Origin of the sequence: Nostoc sp. DedQUE04 (genome assembly GCF_034530995.1) — a bacterium.
In the GTDB taxonomy this organism is placed as follows: domain Bacteria; phylum Cyanobacteriota; class Cyanobacteriia; order Cyanobacteriales; family Nostocaceae; genus Nostoc.
Window position 1 is genome coordinate 1 of sequence record NZ_JAVRCA010000084.1, and the last position, 17,706, is coordinate 17,706.

14 protein-coding genes and 1 tRNA gene are annotated in these 17,706 nt (G+C 42.0%); 7 read left to right on the plus strand and 8 right to left on the minus strand.

Translation table 11 applies throughout. From position 1 onward, the window contains the following. Positions 1-97 precede the first annotated feature (97 nt). Positions 98-463 carry a four helix bundle protein gene (locus RM049_RS34885; protein ID WP_322707458.1) on the plus strand — a complete coding sequence of 122 codons (366 nt, stop codon included), beginning with the start codon at positions 98-100 and terminating at the stop codon, positions 461-463. Positions 464-560: 97 nt separating this feature from the next. Here RM049_RS34885 and RM049_RS34890 read toward each other — a convergent pair whose 3' ends face one another. Together RM049_RS34890 and RM049_RS34895 are read right to left on the minus strand one after the other, a co-directional pair. Then, positions 561-1,991 (minus strand): DUF4335 domain-containing protein, encoded by a 1,431-nt coding sequence (locus RM049_RS34890; protein ID WP_322675298.1) that lies wholly within the window; start codon positions 1,989-1,991, stop codon positions 561-563. After that, positions 1,988-2,614 (minus strand): DUF3038 domain-containing protein, encoded by a 627-nt coding sequence (locus RM049_RS34895; protein ID WP_322675299.1) that lies wholly within the window; start codon positions 2,612-2,614, stop codon positions 1,988-1,990. The genes RM049_RS34890 and RM049_RS34895 overlap by 4 nt, the downstream gene beginning before the upstream one ends. A gap of 465 nt (positions 2,615-3,079) precedes the next feature. On the opposite strand from RM049_RS34895, the gene RM049_RS34900 reads away from it, so the two are divergent. Together RM049_RS34900 and RM049_RS34905 are read left to right on the plus strand one after the other, a co-directional pair. After that, on the plus strand, positions 3,080-3,598 hold the full coding sequence (locus RM049_RS34900; RefSeq protein WP_322707459.1) for an adenine phosphoribosyltransferase: 519 nt from the start codon (positions 3,080-3,082) through the stop codon (positions 3,596-3,598). 106 nt (positions 3,599-3,704) lie between these two features. Beyond that, positions 3,705-4,751 carry an ABC transporter permease gene (locus tag RM049_RS34905; protein WP_322675301.1) on the plus strand — a complete coding sequence of 349 codons (1,047 nt, stop codon included), beginning with the start codon at positions 3,705-3,707 and terminating at the stop codon, positions 4,749-4,751. Positions 4,752-5,009: 258 nt separating this feature from the next. Here the strand turns inward: RM049_RS34905 and RM049_RS34910 are convergent. The 3 genes from RM049_RS34910 to RM049_RS34920 form a co-directional block, all read right to left on the minus strand. Beyond that, positions 5,010-5,080, minus strand: a tRNA-Gly gene (locus tag RM049_RS34910). Between the two features lie 50 nt (positions 5,081-5,130). After that, complete coding sequence (locus RM049_RS34915) at positions 5,131-6,375, minus strand: hypothetical protein (RefSeq protein WP_322707460.1); 1,245 nt, start codon at positions 6,373-6,375, stop codon at positions 5,131-5,133. A gap of 68 nt (positions 6,376-6,443) precedes the next feature. Next, entirely contained in the window at positions 6,444-9,974 is a 3,531-nt protein-coding gene (locus RM049_RS34920) for a response regulator (RefSeq protein WP_322707461.1), read from the minus strand. Positions 9,975-11,320: 1,346 nt separating this feature from the next. Here RM049_RS34920 and RM049_RS34925 point away from each other — a divergent pair. Next, positions 11,321-11,959, plus strand: coding sequence for a GNAT family N-acetyltransferase (locus RM049_RS34925; protein ID WP_322701119.1), 639 nt, complete (start codon positions 11,321-11,323; stop codon positions 11,957-11,959). 894 nt (positions 11,960-12,853) lie between these two features. Beyond that, positions 12,854-13,408, plus strand: coding sequence for a hypothetical protein (locus RM049_RS34930; protein ID WP_322683964.1), 555 nt, complete (start codon positions 12,854-12,856; stop codon positions 13,406-13,408). Positions 13,409-13,416: 8 nt separating this feature from the next. On the opposite strand, the gene RM049_RS34935 is transcribed toward RM049_RS34930, so the two are convergent. From RM049_RS34935 to gor, 3 genes are all read right to left on the minus strand, one after another. Continuing rightward, positions 13,417-14,565 (minus strand): histidinol-phosphate transaminase, encoded by a 1,149-nt coding sequence (locus RM049_RS34935; protein ID WP_322707475.1) that lies wholly within the window; start codon positions 14,563-14,565, stop codon positions 13,417-13,419. 119 nt (positions 14,566-14,684) lie between these two features. Further along, on the minus strand, positions 14,685-15,320 hold the full coding sequence (locus RM049_RS34940) for a YqiA/YcfP family alpha/beta fold hydrolase (protein ID WP_322707464.1): 636 nt from the start codon (positions 15,318-15,320) through the stop codon (positions 14,685-14,687). A 101-nt stretch (positions 15,321-15,421) separates the two neighbouring features. Beyond that, a complete protein-coding gene (gene gor, locus RM049_RS34945; protein ID WP_322683966.1) occupies positions 15,422-16,798 on the minus strand; it encodes a glutathione-disulfide reductase in 1,377 nt (458 codons plus the stop codon). Between the two features lie 334 nt (positions 16,799-17,132). On the opposite strand from gor, the gene RM049_RS34950 reads away from it, so the two are divergent. Together RM049_RS34950 and RM049_RS34955 are read left to right on the plus strand one after the other, a co-directional pair. Then, positions 17,133-17,300 carry a hypothetical protein gene (locus RM049_RS34950; protein WP_322707465.1) on the plus strand — a complete coding sequence of 56 codons (168 nt, stop codon included), beginning with the start codon at positions 17,133-17,135 and terminating at the stop codon, positions 17,298-17,300. After that, positions 17,297-17,706 (plus strand): hypothetical protein (locus RM049_RS34955; RefSeq protein ID WP_322707466.1); only part of this gene is annotated, 410 nt, incomplete at its 3' end. The genes RM049_RS34950 and RM049_RS34955, both read left to right, overlap by 4 nt.

Genomic DNA, 17,706 nt, shown 5'->3' on the forward strand with positions numbered 1-17,706 from the left:
TTTTACTCCAGCTTTTTATTATCCCATGTTATTTATATTAAGGATAAGTCTATTGATAATTGGGAACTATTGATCGATAAATGATCGATGGACTTTTGTGAGAAGACCTGATTTTGAGAACTTAGAAGTTTATCAACTTGCCCAAAAGTTAGCTAATGAAATTTGGCGTATTGCTAAAGGATGGGACAATTTTACTAAAGATACGCTGGGCAAACAAATTGTTCGGTCTGCTGATAGTATTTGTGCGAACATCGCAGAAGGTAGAGGCAGGTACAATGACCAAGACAATCGACGTTTTGTCAAGATTGCGAGAGGGTCTTTGTATGAAACTATTAGTTGGTTGAGGTTAGCTTACGCCAGACAGTTATTGACAAATGAACAGGTAAGTAGATTTAAACCAATTCTTGATGAACTATTACCCAAACTCAATGCTTACCTAAAAGCCATAGGAAATAGGGAATAGGGCATGGAGAATAGGGAATTCCAACTTAATTCTCTACCCAATGCCCAATGCCCCATGCCCAATGCCCCATGCCCAATGCCCAATGCCCCATACCCAATTACTGATATCCCTTCCAAGGAGTGACTTCAAGTTTGCCATTAGGCTTGAATATCACTTGAAAGTGGGCTAGAGGTTCTTTGTCATTGGGAGGAGCTACATTAGAACCATAGATGTCGTTAAACATCTTAGGAAGAGGTGTTTCTCGGAAATAATCAAATGCGACTTGATTGAGTGGTTCGTAGTCAGCAATGACACCATCTTTGTTGACTGCTACCCGATATTTTAAATCTCGCGTAAAGGTGGGGGTGCCACTCCAGGTTTGACGAACTGTATTATAAAGCTTTTGATTTAAACCTTTAGTGATATTAGAGTCAGTAATTTTAGCACCGACTACCTCTGGTGTCTTAGCATATCCTCGCCAAGGGCTAACTTGCAGCACACCATTTGTAGTAAACACTATTCGGAATTGGGCGATTGGTTCATTAGAAATGGGAGCGCGGTTAGCAGGATTATAAAGTAGGTTAGGCAGAGGAGTTTGCCCGACTTCTTGATTGGCCTCTTTATTCACCGCTTTATAACCAACGATCGCTCCATCCGCAGCTACACCCAAACGATAGATCAAATCCTGTTGCAATCCTGAACGCTTAGTCCAAGCTGGATGAACTTGGTTATACACTTGACGATTCAATGCACGCAACTGGGATGGATCGGTAATTTCTGGAACTGTATTTAAAAGTGCTTCTAAATCTTTAACTACTGGCTTTTGATCGGCTGTGGGTGGTGTCGTCGGTGTTGCAGCTGCGATGGGTGTTGCAGCTGCTGATGCTGGAGGATTAAGGTTGTTTGTTGTAGAGCTAGATTGTTCATCTGGTTTAGGCTGTGGTGGACGAATTTGGGGAGGTGGAATCAAGTTAAATGCGATCGCTGCTACTGCTAAACTTGATACTCCTATGGCAGCAGGAACAGCCTGCCTGATTACAGCCTGACTAGCACCGCCATAGCGTCTAGTAACTGGTTGTAGTTCTAGAGATAATTCTGGTAAAGTCTGAGTATCAGCAAAAAACTGATCTACTGCTTCTACCAAATCAAACAACTGTACCGTATTCAAATCTATTTCAATCGGCGGACGTTTAGAATTATTAGAGCGATCGAACCCCTCTGGAGCATTCTCTGAATGTATGATTAACCTGTGGCGGTTGCCGTCAATTTTTTGAAACTCTACTAGCTCCGATTCCTGGTTGTGTGCTTGCGGATTGGGTACAGTACTCAGAAATTCTTGGGCGTAACCACTAACAGCCCTCACCAAACTTTCAAAAAATTCTCGCCCTCCCGTTAAAGGTTGATTGTAACCAGATAAATAGCATTCTGCATTTACCAATATTGATAATTCTGGACGCATTTCCTGAAACTGTGCAGCCCTAGTGACATCACTTAACCCTTCTAAAAGAAGAGTACAATTAGGTAGACTGTACTTACGTTGAATATTCATTCTACTTCACCGTCAAAAAGACTAATCCAGAACCGCTGCATTCCAGCAGTACCAGTACAAAATAGTAATTGTCCTAACAAATTTATTGCTAGCGCATCTAATTTTTCATCAGAAGTTAATGCGAGTACACCAGAACGTCGAGCATTCATCCGGCTTTTAAAATGCGCTCTAAACCGCTCTAAATAATTAGATAGCCGCAAATTCTGTTCTAATGGAATCTGTTTTTCTTCCATTTGTTGACATATCATTAATAACTGACGGATGACAACAGTTAAACGCCGTGCTATATAGCAAGCAATGACCACCAAAGCTTTTGCTTCCATAATAGTTAAGGGACGGCGTATGTGCGCTCTTCGTAGCGGGTTAGAGCTACGCATCCGCCATAAATTCACCCTGTCTTTAACAATTCCTTTAAGATCCAACTCTTGAGCAAAAGCCAGGATTGCTTCCGAACCACCAAGTTCTAAAGCTTCAATTGCCAGTAAAATCAGGTCAATTTGCAGCCTGGTTCTCCGAGGACACGTTTTGGAAGCGATCGCAGGATCTGGTAAAGTGTCCAGAATCATCGGCAGTGAGTCTTGGGTTGGACTGTTGAACGGCGTTAAACTTGCTGAAACATTCATTCTATAAATACCTTGTGCGGTTCCAACAGACTAGATAAAACAAATTTAAGATCGGTAGCCAAGACTTGAGCCTTAGACTTGTAGCAGTAGCATGACTACCTGATATATACATTACTTAACTCTTTCTACTCAAAGTTTTCCCTATATTGAAATCAAAATTTTAAAACATAACTAAATTCACCTCATTTCTTAGTGAAATACCTTTTATAGCTTGGTTTAGATTCTAATTATCGTCAATGAAGAGCGAAGCTTCAGCCTTTATCCCCACTTGACCCCCAGCGTATGACATTATAGTGTACGATTTTTCAGGTATCTGAAATTGGGAATGGGGAATAGGGTATTGGGCATTGGGCATTGGGCATTAGTTATCCTTTTTTGTCCCCCTTGTCTTCCCTAATTCCTGATTCCCCATGCCCCATGTCCCATTGCCGATTCCCCATTTCCTACTCCTTTATTCCCCATTTTATGGATTTAAAGTCTCTCGTTCGTAACATTCCAGATTTCCCGAAACCCGGAATTTTATTTCGGGATATTACTACGTTACTGCGCGATCCAGAGGGACTGCGCTATACTATTGACTTTTTAACACAAAAATGCAATGAAGCTGAAATAACAGCTGATTATGTCATTGGTATGGAGTCGAGAGGATTCATTTTTGGTTCGCCTCTAGCTTATAAATTAGGAGCTGGTTTTATTCCCATCCGCAAAAAAGGGAAGTTACCAGCAGCCGTTCACTCAATTGAATATCAACTAGAGTATGGTACAGATTGCCTAGAAGTGCATCAAGACGCTTTACACCAAGGTAGCCGAGTTTTGATTGTCGACGACTTGATTGCCACAGGTGGAACAGCGAGTGCCACAGCTAAATTGGTGCAGAAAATTGGCTGCGAACTAGTAGGATTTGGGTTTATTATCGAGCTACGGGATTTACAAGGACGTACACATTTACCGGACGTGCCGATTATCTCTTTAATTGAATATTAGTCATTGGTCATTAGTCATTAGTCATTGGTCAATAGCAAAACAACTGGCAAAGGACAAATGACAAAGGACGAATGACAAAGGACGAATGACAAAGGACAAAATATAAATGACATCTACGAAAATTTCCTTGGAGACAGGTCGGGATTGGCTAATCAGGCTAGTCACGAGCGAAACTTTTGTTTATGTGGCAAAGCGACTATTGCAGGCACTGCTAACTTTGCTGTTAGCGTCAGCGTTGTCGTTTTTCATCATTCAACTCGCTCCTGGTGATTATGTAGATACGCTACGGCAAAATCCGAAGATATCTCCTGAAAGAATTGAGGAAATCAAACGGCAGTTTGGTCTAGATAAGTCTTGGCCAGAGCAATTTGGGCTGTGGCTATGGCGAATCTTGACCAAAGGGGATTTTGGCACGAGTTTTATTTATCAACGTTCAGTGGCATCGCTGTTGTGGGAACGAGTACCAGCGACTTTGCTATTAGCGATCGCATCTTTAATTGTCACATGGGCGATCGCCATCCCTCTAGGGATCTTTGCCGCTGTCAAACAAAATAGGCCAGCAGACCGGATTTTACAAGTGATTAGTTACGCAGGACAAGGCTTTCCTAGTTTTATCACTGCCTTAGCGCTGCTGGTTTTAGCCCAAATCACCTCACCATTTTTTCCAGTGGGTAGCATGACTAGCATCAATCACTCAGAACTGTCGTGGTTTGGCAGAATCTTAGATATCGGCTGGCACATGATTTTACCCACCATCGCACTCTCAATTACTAGTTTTGCGGGTTTGCAACGCATCACTCGCGGCGAACTATTAGATGTCCTGCGTCAAGATTACATCCAAACGGCTCGTGCCAAAGGTTTACCAGAAAACCGCGTCATCTATGTTCATGCACTCCGCAACGCTATAAATCCCTTAATTACTTTATTAGGTTTTGAATTAGCTGGTTTATTAAATGGTGCCTTCATCGCCGAATTTTTCTTCAACTGGCCTGGTTTAGGGAGATTGGCTTTACAGGCTTTACAAGCTCAAGATTTATATTTATTAATGGCAAGCTTGGTTATGGGCGCAGTATTGCTGATTGTTGGCAATTTAATCGCCGACTTGATGCTCAAAGCAGCCGATCCACGCATTCGCCTAGAAAATCTTAATTAGCAGCAATTCTAAAATTCAAAAAATCAAAACTTATTGGGCGTTTTCCAGAGTTCTGTCAACTATAAAACAACAAAAAGATAGCCAGAGTGCGGATGTTGTTGAAGAAAGTGTTGCTTATTCCTCATCCTAGAATTTGGCTACTCTCAGTTTCAAGCTATTTCTGTACGCTGCAAAAAATTGTGAATTGCTGTTTCACTAATTATTTTACTAAGATTTAGACTTAGGTTTTTGCACTCGTGTATTTAAGAGTTTTTTCTAAGCGGGCGGCGGGAATCGAACCCGCATTAATAGCTTGGAAGGCTATAGTTTTACCACTAAACTACGCCCGCAAATTTCCAACTTTATAAGTTTAACACAGTTTTTGTAAAAATTCAAGCATTTAGTTGGAATTTGCGGGTTGCATTTTGATCCTGACATACAAATTGCTCAATTCTGGTTTTGTGCCATCGTTATTGTGGGCAGCAAGAAAGTTTTCTGTTTTGAAAACTTCCCTCAAGACTTGCTCGTATGTACTTTTTTCACTTTGCAGTTTTGCTGGTTCTATTTCTAGAACTACAGCCTGTTGAAAGTTGCCATTCTGATCGATTATCAAGCTAGCCAAAAGTTGTGCTGGTTCAAGTTCCGAATTGGAGACAAGAAAACTTGGGTCTAATTGTTTTGTGTTGCTTCCCCTGTATAAAGCGATAACATCGGGTAAAGCATCTTGTCGGAATCCTTTTGATTGTATCAAGCTAATCACTTGATCTCTAGATAAGGGAGCTACTATTGCTACCGATGCTCCTCCAGTCGAAGTTGCTGGAGTTTCTCTAGTTGAAGTCGCTGGAGTTTCTCCAGTCGAAGTCGCTGGAGTTTCTCTAGTCGAAGGCGCTGGAGTTTCTCTATTTTCAGGTTCTAAAACTGGTCGATTTGATGGAATACCTGTTGGTAGTTGCGTTCCCTTTCCTAGTTTAATTTCTTGACGACGCTTCCAAGGTAAATTACCGATTGGAACTGTAGGTGTCGGCGTGGCTTTAGCTATAGGTGTCGGCGTGGCTTTAGCTATAGGTGTCGGCGTGGCTTTAGCTATAGGTGTCGGCGTTGCTTTAGGTGTAGGTGTAGGTTTCGGTGTAGGTGTAGGTTTCGGCGTGGCTTTAGGTGTAGGTGTAGGTTTCGGTGTGGCTTTAGGTGTAAGTGTAGGTTTCGGTGTGGGGACTATCTGCTGTCTAGAAGGTTCGCTATTACGTTGAGAGGCGTAAATTCGGCTCTTTTTCTGGAGATTTTCAGAAGCATTTATTGCGCCAATATCTTCATTTCTAGGCGTAGTTCGTACTGTTTGTGATGAACGTGCTGGTACAGACTTTTGACTAGAGGATAGTGGCTTTGACGAAACTATTTTGGCTGTTGATTTTGATTTAATTGTTGATGTTGTTTTAGGAGCAATTTCTATCAATTCAACGGGAACAGCAGATTGATTTTGCTGGGGAAACCACAGACTAAATGCATTAGATGAGCGCATCAGCCAGAACACCAGCAAGTGCAGAGAGACTGAACTAACAACGACAAAAATCCACAAACCTGGTGGATCGGTGTGTCGTCTCCAGACCTTGGCTGGAATTGGAGTTTTGTCTGCAACCGATGGTGTCATATTATATAAACTGGATATGATTATGCACTTTTACTCATTGGTAATGCTTTAAAATACCAGTCTAAATTTTAGCGATTAACCATTACCTCTGGTGAAACAGCAAAAGTCAAAACTGTTTCATCTACTCCTTTAAGTTCTAGCGGACTCCCTTTAGTAATTTCTCCTTCCTGCAAATAATCTGCTACGGCAGCAGAAACTAGAATCGTACCGGGAACAGCAGCAGCTTGCAACCTTGCGGCAATATTGACACTTGGGCCAATAGCAGTATAATCGGCGCGTTCAGCGCTACCAAACATCCCCACAACAGCAGTACCTTGGTGAATACCACACCGGAACTGTACGCTAGTAAGTTTGTCGCTATCGAATACACCTTGCTCTCGCCAGCGCTGGTTCAAGTCAGCCAGTGAGTGGTGCATTGCTCTTGCTGTATTAATGGCACGACGCACTTGTTCGTTAGGGGTTAGTTCTTCCGGCGCTCCATATAAAGCTAAGATAGCATCTCCCATAAATTTATCTACAGTGCCGCCATTGCTAAATACAACTTTGGTCATTGCTTCTAAATATTCATTTAGCAGTTCTGCAACTCGTCGGGATCTGAGAGTATTTGCTAGCTGTGTAAAACCCACAATGTCGCTAAACAAAACTGTAATTAAGCGTGGTTCTGGGCGCAAATCTAACGTTAAGTCTCCGGTTGCGGCTTTTTGCACCAATACAGCAGGCAAAAAGCGCTTTAGTACCGATTCTGTTAGATAAGTATTTAACTCCACAATTCGCCGTTCATTTTCTTTCAACGCTAAAAGATTGCGAACTTCCGCCAAAAGTTCCCGATCGTTGAATGGTTTTGCTAAATAAGCGTCCGCGCCATGTTCTGTACCTTCGATGCGGGTTTCTTCATCTACTTTCGCTGTCAGCAGAATGATTGGTGTTCCTTTCAACGTCTCCTCATTGCGGATCATCTGAATCATCTCAAGTCCGCTCACCAACGGCATCATTAAGTCAGTCACAATCAAGCTGGGTAGAATTTCCTTCGCTCTACTGTGCCCTTCATGACCGTTACGAGCTGTCTGTACATGATAGCCATTACGGCGGAAAATTTCAGATACATAGGTTCGCAAATCGGGGTTGTCATCTACAACTAAAATTGAGTGCTGAGTCTTATGTGCTGAGTCTTGAATATCAACACTGGGGGAGAGGTTTATTGTAATATCTTCAATATTGTCTGTTGTTGACTCTACAAGTTCTAAATCAGCTAATTCTACGCTAGCGCGATTTGTATTCAGTTCGGTAGGCGTTTCTAGTACTTGCTGTGCATGTAAATGAGCATTTCCAGTCACCAGCCATAAACTAAAAGTAGTACCTTCACCATAAACTGATTCCACAGTGACTTGACCACCATGTAATTCTACTAATTCTTTAACTAAAGCTAAACCCAAACCACTGCCTTCATAGGAGCGGTTTGCTGAACCTTCAGCTTGGCGAAAGCGCTCAAATAGGTGGGGAATTTGTTCTTTAACAATACCAATTCCAGTATCTTGCACTTGTAATATGCAGCGATCGCGCTCAGATTTTAGTCTGACACTGATGGTGCCACCTTCAGGAGTAAACTTCATGGCATTTGACAAGAGGTTATAAACCACCTTGTCAAATTTTTCCATGTCCAAGTACACCGTCGAACACTCATCTAACTGAGTAACGAGATGCAGTCTCTTTTTCTCACAATAAGGACGAAAAGATTCAACTATTTGGCTTACAAATTCGACTAAATCACAGGGATGGAAGCTAGGCTGCATTCTCCCCGCATTCAGGCGTTGTAAATCCAGGAGTTGATTTACCAGTCGCAGCAGGCGGCGGGAGTTACGCAGGGCGATCGCACTTTGAGAGTAAGATAATCCCTCACCAGCTGCCACCGCCGACTCTAAAGGCCCTTGAATCAAAGTAATCGGTGTGCGAAACTCATGGGAAATATTTTGGAAAAATTCAGTTTTTTGTTTGTCTAATTCCAGTAAGCGTTCAGCTTGTTGGCGAGTTTTTTGATACAAGTGTGACTGCTGCACAGCGATCGCGGCTTGCGCTGCCACTGCTTTGGCCAAATCGATATCAGATGGCAACCATTGGCGGACTTTTTTACCTTCATGCAACGTAATACTACCGATGCATTTACCATCAGCTAATAATGGTACAAACATTAGCGATCGCGCTGGCATTTTTAAAGGTAAATCAAAACCCCGCACATCTGAGGGAGAATGGCTTACATTACCAATTACCACAGGTTCATGTGTCTGTAGCATTTGTTGGAGGATGGGATTTTCCTGAATCGATGCTTGAGAATAGGGTAATCTCTGGTTTGATAAGTGATGATTGCTACTTGAATTATTATCTGGGGCTGGCGCTCTTAAATTTTCTAGATGTTGAAAACTGTCATACAAACCCACACACTCAACAAACTCATCTTCCTCTGTCCACAAAGACAAGACGCACCCATCAACTTGTAAAGCTTGTCCCAATTGTTGGGTAATAGCCGCAAAAATATCTTGAGGATCTAAGCTAGAGCGAATCGCGCTAGTAATTGTATTAATCAAGCTCTCTCGCTTGGCAAGGGCACGTACTTGTTCGTAAGCATAAGCTTGAGACAAAGCCAAGGCTGCCTGATCCGCTACCATCAACACTAACTGCACCTCATCCTCACCCCAGAAGCGAGGAACAGAACACTGGTGCAGTGCTAGCACTGCCATCAGTTCTTGTTGGCAGATCAATGGCACAACTAAACTAGAACAAATGTTAGCAGCAGCAAAAGCTTGCTCCCGTTCGCGCAGTTCGGGAGTGTTACCGTGAATGCGCTCATCATCGATCGCATCGTGAATCACCTGGACTTCGCGGGTTTCCCATACCGTCTGAGCCAAAAGAGGCAGAGGAGTTGCAGAGGATATAGCGGGCAGAGGGGAAAGACTTACTGCCACTTCCCCTTTGCTCTCCTGCACCTCTGTTTCTTCAGAAAGAGGCTTCTGATAAATAAACCCTTTATCCGCCAACTGCTCATCTTGGAAGGGACGTAGCAGACAAACATCCACCTCCAACATGTCACCCACTGTATCTACAATTGCTTGCAAAATTTGTCTGTAGTCTAAAGCACTGCGAATCGTATTGGTAACAGTATTCAGCAGCGATTCTTGACGGAGTGTGCGGGTAAGTTCGCGGGTTCTAGCTTTGAGGACATTGTGAGTATCCAAAGCTTGGCGTACCACTGCTTTGAGTTCCTCCGCTTCCCACGGTTTCGTGACATACTTAAATACCTTACCAGCGTTGATTGCTTCCACCAAGTCTTCGACATCGGTGTAGCCAGTTAAAATTATCCGAATAATATCTGGATATTGAGTTGCTGTTAGGCTCAAAAATTCTGTACCGCTCATCATTGGCATCCGCTGATCGGAGATGATCACCGCGATCTCTCCCTCTTGAGCCAGCAGATCGAGGGCTGCAGGGCCAGAGGTTGCCCTTAGCACCTTATAATCACGATAAAAAGTGCGGTAAAGCAAGTCAAGGTTGTCTGGTTCATCATCGACAACCAAAATTTTAGGCTTACTGTTTGCTTGGGATTTCATGCACCGCTTTCCTGCTGCAACGGCAGTCGGATAAAGAATAATCTGATCAGGTAAGGATTTTTCTGAGTCAGGTAAGAGCAGAGCATTTCGACCAATAGGGCTGTTTGGCTACATGACTGCTGAGTGTATGAGCGTTTACTCACAGTAATTCGTCTCAATTGCTTGTGCCGATTACCGTTTGCGTTGGTGCAGGGTAATTGCTTTCATTGTCAGTTTTAGTGTTATAGAGTCGACGCTTGCTTGCCAAATCTTTTTTCACCTCCTGTGAGCAATGTCTGATAATACATACAGCGCTCATAGCCAGCAGAAAAATCCAGATAAAGCTGCATATTAAGTTTTCCCTCCACAGTTGTTGTAATAACACTTGCAGGTAAATTTTATTTATGGTAGTCATGGTACAGCCAGCAAAATTAAAACAATAAGATTTAAAGCCAAAGTATACTATTAGACAAATACCTCTTTCTAATTTAGCAATCAGAACTATCATTAAGACAAGTGGTAAGTGGTTGAGGAGTTAGAGATTAGGGATTAGGAAACCTTACAGATTCTTGTCACAGTAACTGTACAGCTTACTTCTAGGACTTAGTAGCAAAGTAGTATCAGTGTGCGGTAACTGCAAAAAACAAGTTCAGTACTGTAACCAAGGGTAGTTTGAAACCAGAGTTTGCCAATAGTGTACTTACTTAACAATTTTGGAGATGCTGCTTACAGATAAGTTATGCTATTCCTCTGCTCACTCGCTGAAAGCTCTATCACTTTAGAGATGTTTTTGTGGTAATCAGTTTGATATTCTGCCTACCTAAAAGAAGGTATGCAATGAATATACTGGGTTTAAATAGATTTATGAAGTTGTAACTCCTAAGAGGATGTTTGAAAAGTCGTAAAGTATACTATAAACCCTACTTCCATTCCTCTTTGCTTCGGGGAGAGGCTTTGAAACACCCATTCCCTCGTAGGGAAGGCAGGGTGGTTTCATACAAGCAGAGAAAAACTAAAACTGTGTTTCAAAGCCTTTGCCCTCGTGGGGGAAAGGAATGGAAGTGAGGGAAAAAACCTGGACACAAAACAAGAAATCAAGACTTATGTATTTTTCTTTTTTCGTATGAAACCACCCTGCCATTCCCTCGTAAGCGTTGGGGGCTAGGGGGGTTAGGTTTCCGAAGCTTTGATGTTATGAAAAATACTTGTTCATTCATCCTCTAATACTCTTTCAAAAATGCAGGTTATAAAACTCCAAACTAAAGTGTAAAATTTGTTTAATCTACATTGGTTCAGTTAAATCTCCTGGGCAACTCTATAAGTTCTGATTTAGTTTAAATCTTGTTTTAGGATATTTGAGAAAATTTTTGTTGAATAAAATCAATACTAAACTAGCCTTGAAATATCGGTTTTTTCACCCATACCACCAACAGCCAATCGATCCAGCTTGCTACCAATTCCAAATTCGTACAGCTACACCTGCTGATTTGATTGGTGTTGCCCAAATTATTACTGAAAGCTTTCACTCCCACAATGGTATATGGGGATGGGCTTTTCCGTTGCTACGTCTGGGTATTTACGAAGACTTAAGGCATCGGATGGCATCACCTGCGCCCCGTCATCTTTGCTTAGTTGCTCTTGAAGCTACTACTGGTGAGGCTACTAACTTAGTAGGAAGTGTGGAAATGGGTGTACGCTACAGTAGTGATTCATGGAGCGAGGTTGGTGTAGGTTTTCCTTACTTATCTAATTTAGCGGTTCACCCAAAATACCGTAGACATGGTGTGGCTTCAGGATTACTTACTAGCTGTGAAAAAGTCTCTCGCGAGTGGGGATTTCAAGACTTATATCTCCATGTTTTAGAAAATAACCATCAAGCACGACAGCTTTATTTCAAGCTGGGATATCGAGTGCATAAAGTCGAATCTAATTGGAATACATTTCTTCTAAGACGCTCAAGCCAGATGTTATTGCACAAGCGCCTGAGTCCTGATTCCATTCTCTGAGTTTTATTTTGGCAATTGTCAAGTTTTGTATTCCATTCCAATTAATTCAATAAAATCTGTAACTCATAGCGGTAATCAAACACAAACTAAGCTAAACCACGTCTACCTTTAGAACCATAATTATTTTGACTCCGAGAAAGCTCAAAACTCAAGCCAGGACTAGATAATATACTCTTTTTAATAACTCTAGGTTTTAAAATGAACGGGGTTTAATTAGAAATTTAGCCAATATTATCTAAATATCCAGATAAATCCGCTTTGATTTCCAGAATTTACTTGATTTAGCAAGCAAGAGCTAACGAGAAAGAAGGATCTTTGAGTTATACTAAGTTTTTTCACGCAATCAAATAGGAGTCTTAATAAATCAAAACTTAAACGTGTTTGTTAATTTACGAAGCGAGTAAAAAGCTTTTGATAATTTTTTATCAAAAGAATATTTGATTTTAACTTTTTACGAAAAATACCCTCGTCGCTATAAACAAATTATCTTTTTGGTAAATATTTTTAATATTAAAAAATGTTAAATACCCTTTTGGAATTTATGCTTAACAAATTTTTTAAAGCATTCGATATAGATGAAAATGGACTATAATGGGAACATAACGCAAAATCACGTTGAAAGAAATCTTACTTCCTCATAATAACTTTGTAATTCATATATTCATCTTTATAAAAACTTTAAGAAAACATTAGTAGAGTTTACAGACAAATCTAGTTATATCTCATAAAATATAATCACTCAATTACTGAAACAACGCCTATATATTGTTATTTTTAGTTAGATTGACCAGAAAGGTCTTGATAATAAAAGAATTCAAAAACTTGATTTGATATAACAGCTAGTTCCGTTTTGAAGTGCATACTACAACAACATTCATTAAAAGTTTAAAAAACATGGATAGCGAACAGCATCGACGCTATCAGACCTCTATGGTATCAACTTATTACCCTGAAACTACTTTCCTTGACTCTGTTGTCATGTCAGACGGAACTGAGCAATCGCAAGGCTCGGATATCCTTACACGTTTGCACAGTGGAGAAGTTTTCATCGTCAATAGTCGTAGGCGAAATGGATTAATACTCTTTAAACGCTACCATGCAGAGTTTGCTGGGCCTGGGGCTGCTGTGGGTGGGGATTACGATTGTGATTGCCAAAGGGCACTGCCCATAGGTAATCTTTCTTTATTAACTCCTGAATCTAATGAAGAACGCCAGAAGGCTTACTTGATTAGGCGACAGTGGATTCGATTGATCAAGCAAATTACAGAAAATCCATTGCCTGGGCAGCGAGTCCAGAAGATTCTCGATCAATTTGAACAATACTTTCCACCAGAAATAGTGGCTCTTTTGCCGGATGTTGCTTTTGCTCTTTTAGTAGGTGTGCTGCCACAAACAGTGGGAGTAGTACGCCGTTTGGGCAGTGAGTTAAATAGCAGGTTTAATTACTGAGTAAATTGCTAAGATGATAAATTTGCCAAAGCAGTTTTTACTCGATTAACGGTGCGGGCGTTTTCTTCTATCGTTCCGACAGTAATTCGTAATCCTCCGCTAATGTGCCGTACAAGTGTGCCGAGTGTTTTAAGTTTCTGGTGGAAAGTTTTTAAAGCAGCTTCTTGTGAATTAAAGCCATTTGGTTTAAGACGCAGGTAAATAAAGTTGGCAGCACTTGGGGTAATTTGTAGTTCCGGTTGCTGGGATAAAATTTCGATGAGTTTAGCTCGTTCACTCAAGGTCTGGGGAATTGATTCCAGCAAGAGTGTACGATTTTGTAAACCAACTAAGGCAGCTGCTATGGAAAAACTGGGGAGATTGTAGGGTAAGCGAACTTTTTCTAAAATGGCGATCGCTTCGGGATGAGCAACGCAATAACCAATACGGAGAGATGCCAATCGGAAAGCTTTAGAAAAAGTGCGTAATATTACCCAATTAGGATGCTGTGGTAATTCACCTACTAGGGTAGTTTGACTGAATTCAAAGTAAGCTTCATCAATTACTACTAAAATATGCTGTGGCAAGCTTCTTAACCACGCTAACTCAGCCTCAGTTAAGCTATTAGCAGTCGGCGAATTGGGATGGACTACGAAAACTACGCGAATGGGGGGATTTTGAGTTTGTTCGATCGCAGACTGTGCGGCGCTTATGTCAATTTCAAAATTTGTTTCATTTCTCCCCACCGCCACCACAGGAATGCCCAAAGTTTGCGCCAAAATCCCGTACATTGAGAAAGTGGGATTGGCAACAAGAATTGACCCTTCTCCTCCTAGACAGGTGGCGATTAATAAAGAGCGGATTAGTTCATCTGAACCATTACCAACAGAAATATTGGCAGCAGTAAATAACGATGATGAGAGGTTGGCTGACTGATTAACGTACTGTGCGATCGCATCTTTAAGTGTTTCATGCCCGCCATCAGGATAACGATTTGTTTCAATTACTTGCTGATAAGTCCACGCTAGCTTCTCTTTTAACTCAGGAGGTAAATCGTAGGGGCTTTCATTTGTATCTAGGCGATCGAACTGTGTGGCGACAGAATCGGCTGTATCGCTGCTAGGATGAGGTTTATAGGCGGTGAATTGGGCTAAATCTGACCGAATGAAGGGAAGCATAGTTTTAGTCATTAGTCATTGGTCATTAGTCATTGGTCATTAGTCATTGGTCATTGGTAACTAAGAAAGGACAAATGACTAAGGACATTATTTATGTGTGAGTCTAATATTTTACAACTTCAAGGTAATTGGCAAAAGAGGCGAATTGCCTGCCAAATTTCTTCTATAACATTACCCAAGGCGTGGTCACTGTCGAGTTCAACTAACTCTACCCAAGGACGCGAGCGCGCAAAGTCCCGACTAGCTTCGATCGGGATGACTTCATCCTTTTTTCCGTGCAAAATTAGCGTGGAAATAGGGCGTTGTAAAAACTTTTCTTGGTATTGGGCAGCATCTGTAACGAAATCGTAACTTAAGGAAAGCGATCGCTGCTCTTGATAGTGGTAGACCATGATATATTTTTCTTGCTGCCAACGCTGTACTTCTTCATCTCCTAGCTTGGGCAACCAATGTGATAAAAACCCAAAAGCTGGTGCTAGCAAAACTAAGCGTTGCACTTGTAAATTTTGTTGTCCCAAGTGGGCAGCAGTCAAACCACCCAAACTTGAGCCAATAAGCGTTACTGGTGTAGAATCATTGCTGAATTCTGCGGCAACTTGAGCCAGCTGACGAGTAATTGTTAATTGGGAAAAATCGCCAGCATTGAGATCGGGGATTTTCAGCTTTGTCTGAATTTGGGTAAAGCGATCGCCTATATCCCGCGCTTTGGCAGATTTAGGACTAGAAGCAAATCCGTGAAGATATATGTAGTCCAAGACTGTTAATAGTTAGGAGTTAGGAGTGAGAAGTTAGAAATTTTAAGTTTTAAGTTATGAGTTTATTTTTTCAACTCACAACTCATAACTCATAACTATTATTAACGCAATGTGACAAATTCCTCTGCGGATGAGGGATGGATACCCACAGTAGCATCAAAGTCTTTTTTAGTTGCGCCCATCTTGACTGCGATCGCCACACCTTGGATAATTTCAGCTGCACCTTCACCTACCATGTGAGCGCCTAGAACTTTGTCAGTGTTGCCATCAACTACCAACTTCATCATTGTCTTCTCTTGTTTACCAGTCAAACTGTGGTACATAGGGCGAAAGCGAGTGCGAAAAATTTTTACGGCATCACCAAGTTTTTCTCGTGCTTCGGCTTCTGTCCAGCCGACTGTTGCGGCTTCTGGGTTAGAAAATATGGCTGTGGGCACAGTTTCGTGACTGAATTCGCGGCGATTATCCCCAAATTCACTATCAGCAAAGGCGCGACCTTCACCAATGGCCACGGGAGTTAAATTGATTCGGTCGGTGACATCGCCAACAGCAAAAATATTCGGTTGACTAGTTTGACTGTATTCATTGACTGCGATCGCACTTGTGGTTGGGTATCCAGGGCCTTCGATAGAACTAGCGACAATATCAACCCCAGCGTTTTCTAAACCTAATCCATCTACATTGGGGGTTCGACCGGTCGCTACTAAAAACACATCGGCAATTAGTGATTCTTGGTCATCCCCTGATAAAGTCAGTTTCAACCCTTCTGGGACACGTTCAATTGCTTTCACCACATTATTCTTAATCAAGCGAATTCCGTGGTTCGTCATACCCTCTTCAATTTCTATGCGGACATCTTCATCAAAACCATTTAAAATCTTTTCACCTCTGGTAATTTGTGTCACCTCAGAACCCAAACCGCGCATAATACAAGCAAATTCCGTGCCGATATAACCAGCGCCAATAATAACGATGTGTTTTGGTTGTTCTTTTAGATGAAAGATTTCGTCGGAGGTAATGCCATGTTCCATCCCTGGTAAATCTGGCTTGACGGGACGCCCACCAACAGCAATTAAAATTTTGTCTGCTGTAACTTTACGTCCATCAACTTCTATGGTGTGAGGATCTACCAATGTGGCGCGACCAGAAAATAGTTCTACTCCGGCTTTTTCCAAGAAGCTTATGTGCAGTTGCGATAGTCGCCGAACTTCCTTATCTATAGATGTAATGAAATATTCCCAGTCAAACTCAGCATTACCTACTTTCCAGCCATAGCCTGAAGCGTCACTGAACAGTTCGGGAAAGTGAGAGCCATAGACCATGAGTTTTTTGGGAACGCAACCGCGAATCACACAAGTGCCACCAACTAAATCATATTCAGCGATCGCCACTTTTGCGCCGTAGCTAGCCGCTCGTTTGGAAGCCGCCAAACCTCCAGAACCCGCACCAATTACAAACAGGTCGTAATCAAAAGTCATAAGTTTATGTTCTCTTTAGCAACAAGTGAGTTCCTGGGAACTTACACACAGAACGTGATTGAACTATATAAGAATATCCGTTGAACGCTGTGTAAGTCCTGTCCTTGATTTAATCTAGCGTTAGCAGATGCTATCTGGTCGTAGGGAATATCACTTTTTGCTTTGGCGGCAGCAAAGGCAGTAGTTAACAGTTGTATAGTTCTTCCCCTAATCGAGTATAAGTTTGTGCTACCGCATTGGAGCAGCTAAGTTGCACAGGAATTAGACAAAATTATGACAAAACGTACTGTCTTGGGCTTTTACGTAGCATTTTTTACCCCCATTAGCAATTTTTATGTACTTGGAGAGTCAGTTGGAATTACGGGTGTTGGAGTTACGGGTGTTGGAGTTACGGGTGTTGGAGTTACGGGTGTTTCGGGTGTTGGAGTTACGGGTGTTACGGGTGTTGGAGTTACGGGTGTTACGGGCGTTGGAGTTACAGGTGTTACAGGTGTTGGAGTGACGGGTGTTACGGGTGTTGGTGTTACAGGTGTTGGAGTTACGGGTGTTACGGGTATTACGGGTGTTGGAGTTACAGGTGTTGGAGTTACAGGTGTTGGAGTTACAGGTGTTACTGGTGTTGGAGTTACTGGTGTTACTGGTGTTACTGGTGTTGGAGTGACGGGTGTTGGATCTGTTGGAGTGACGGGCGTTGGATCTGTTGGAGTTACGGGTGTTGGATCTGTTGAGGTTACAGGTGTTGGAGTTACGGGTATTACGGGCGTTGGATCTGTTGGAGTTACGGGTGTTGGATCTGTTGAGGTTACAGGTGTTGGAGTTACGGGTATTACGGGCGTTGGATCTGTTGGAGTTACGGGTGTTGGATCTGTTGAGGTTACAGGTGTTGTCTTAGCTGGGGTGTCGGGTGT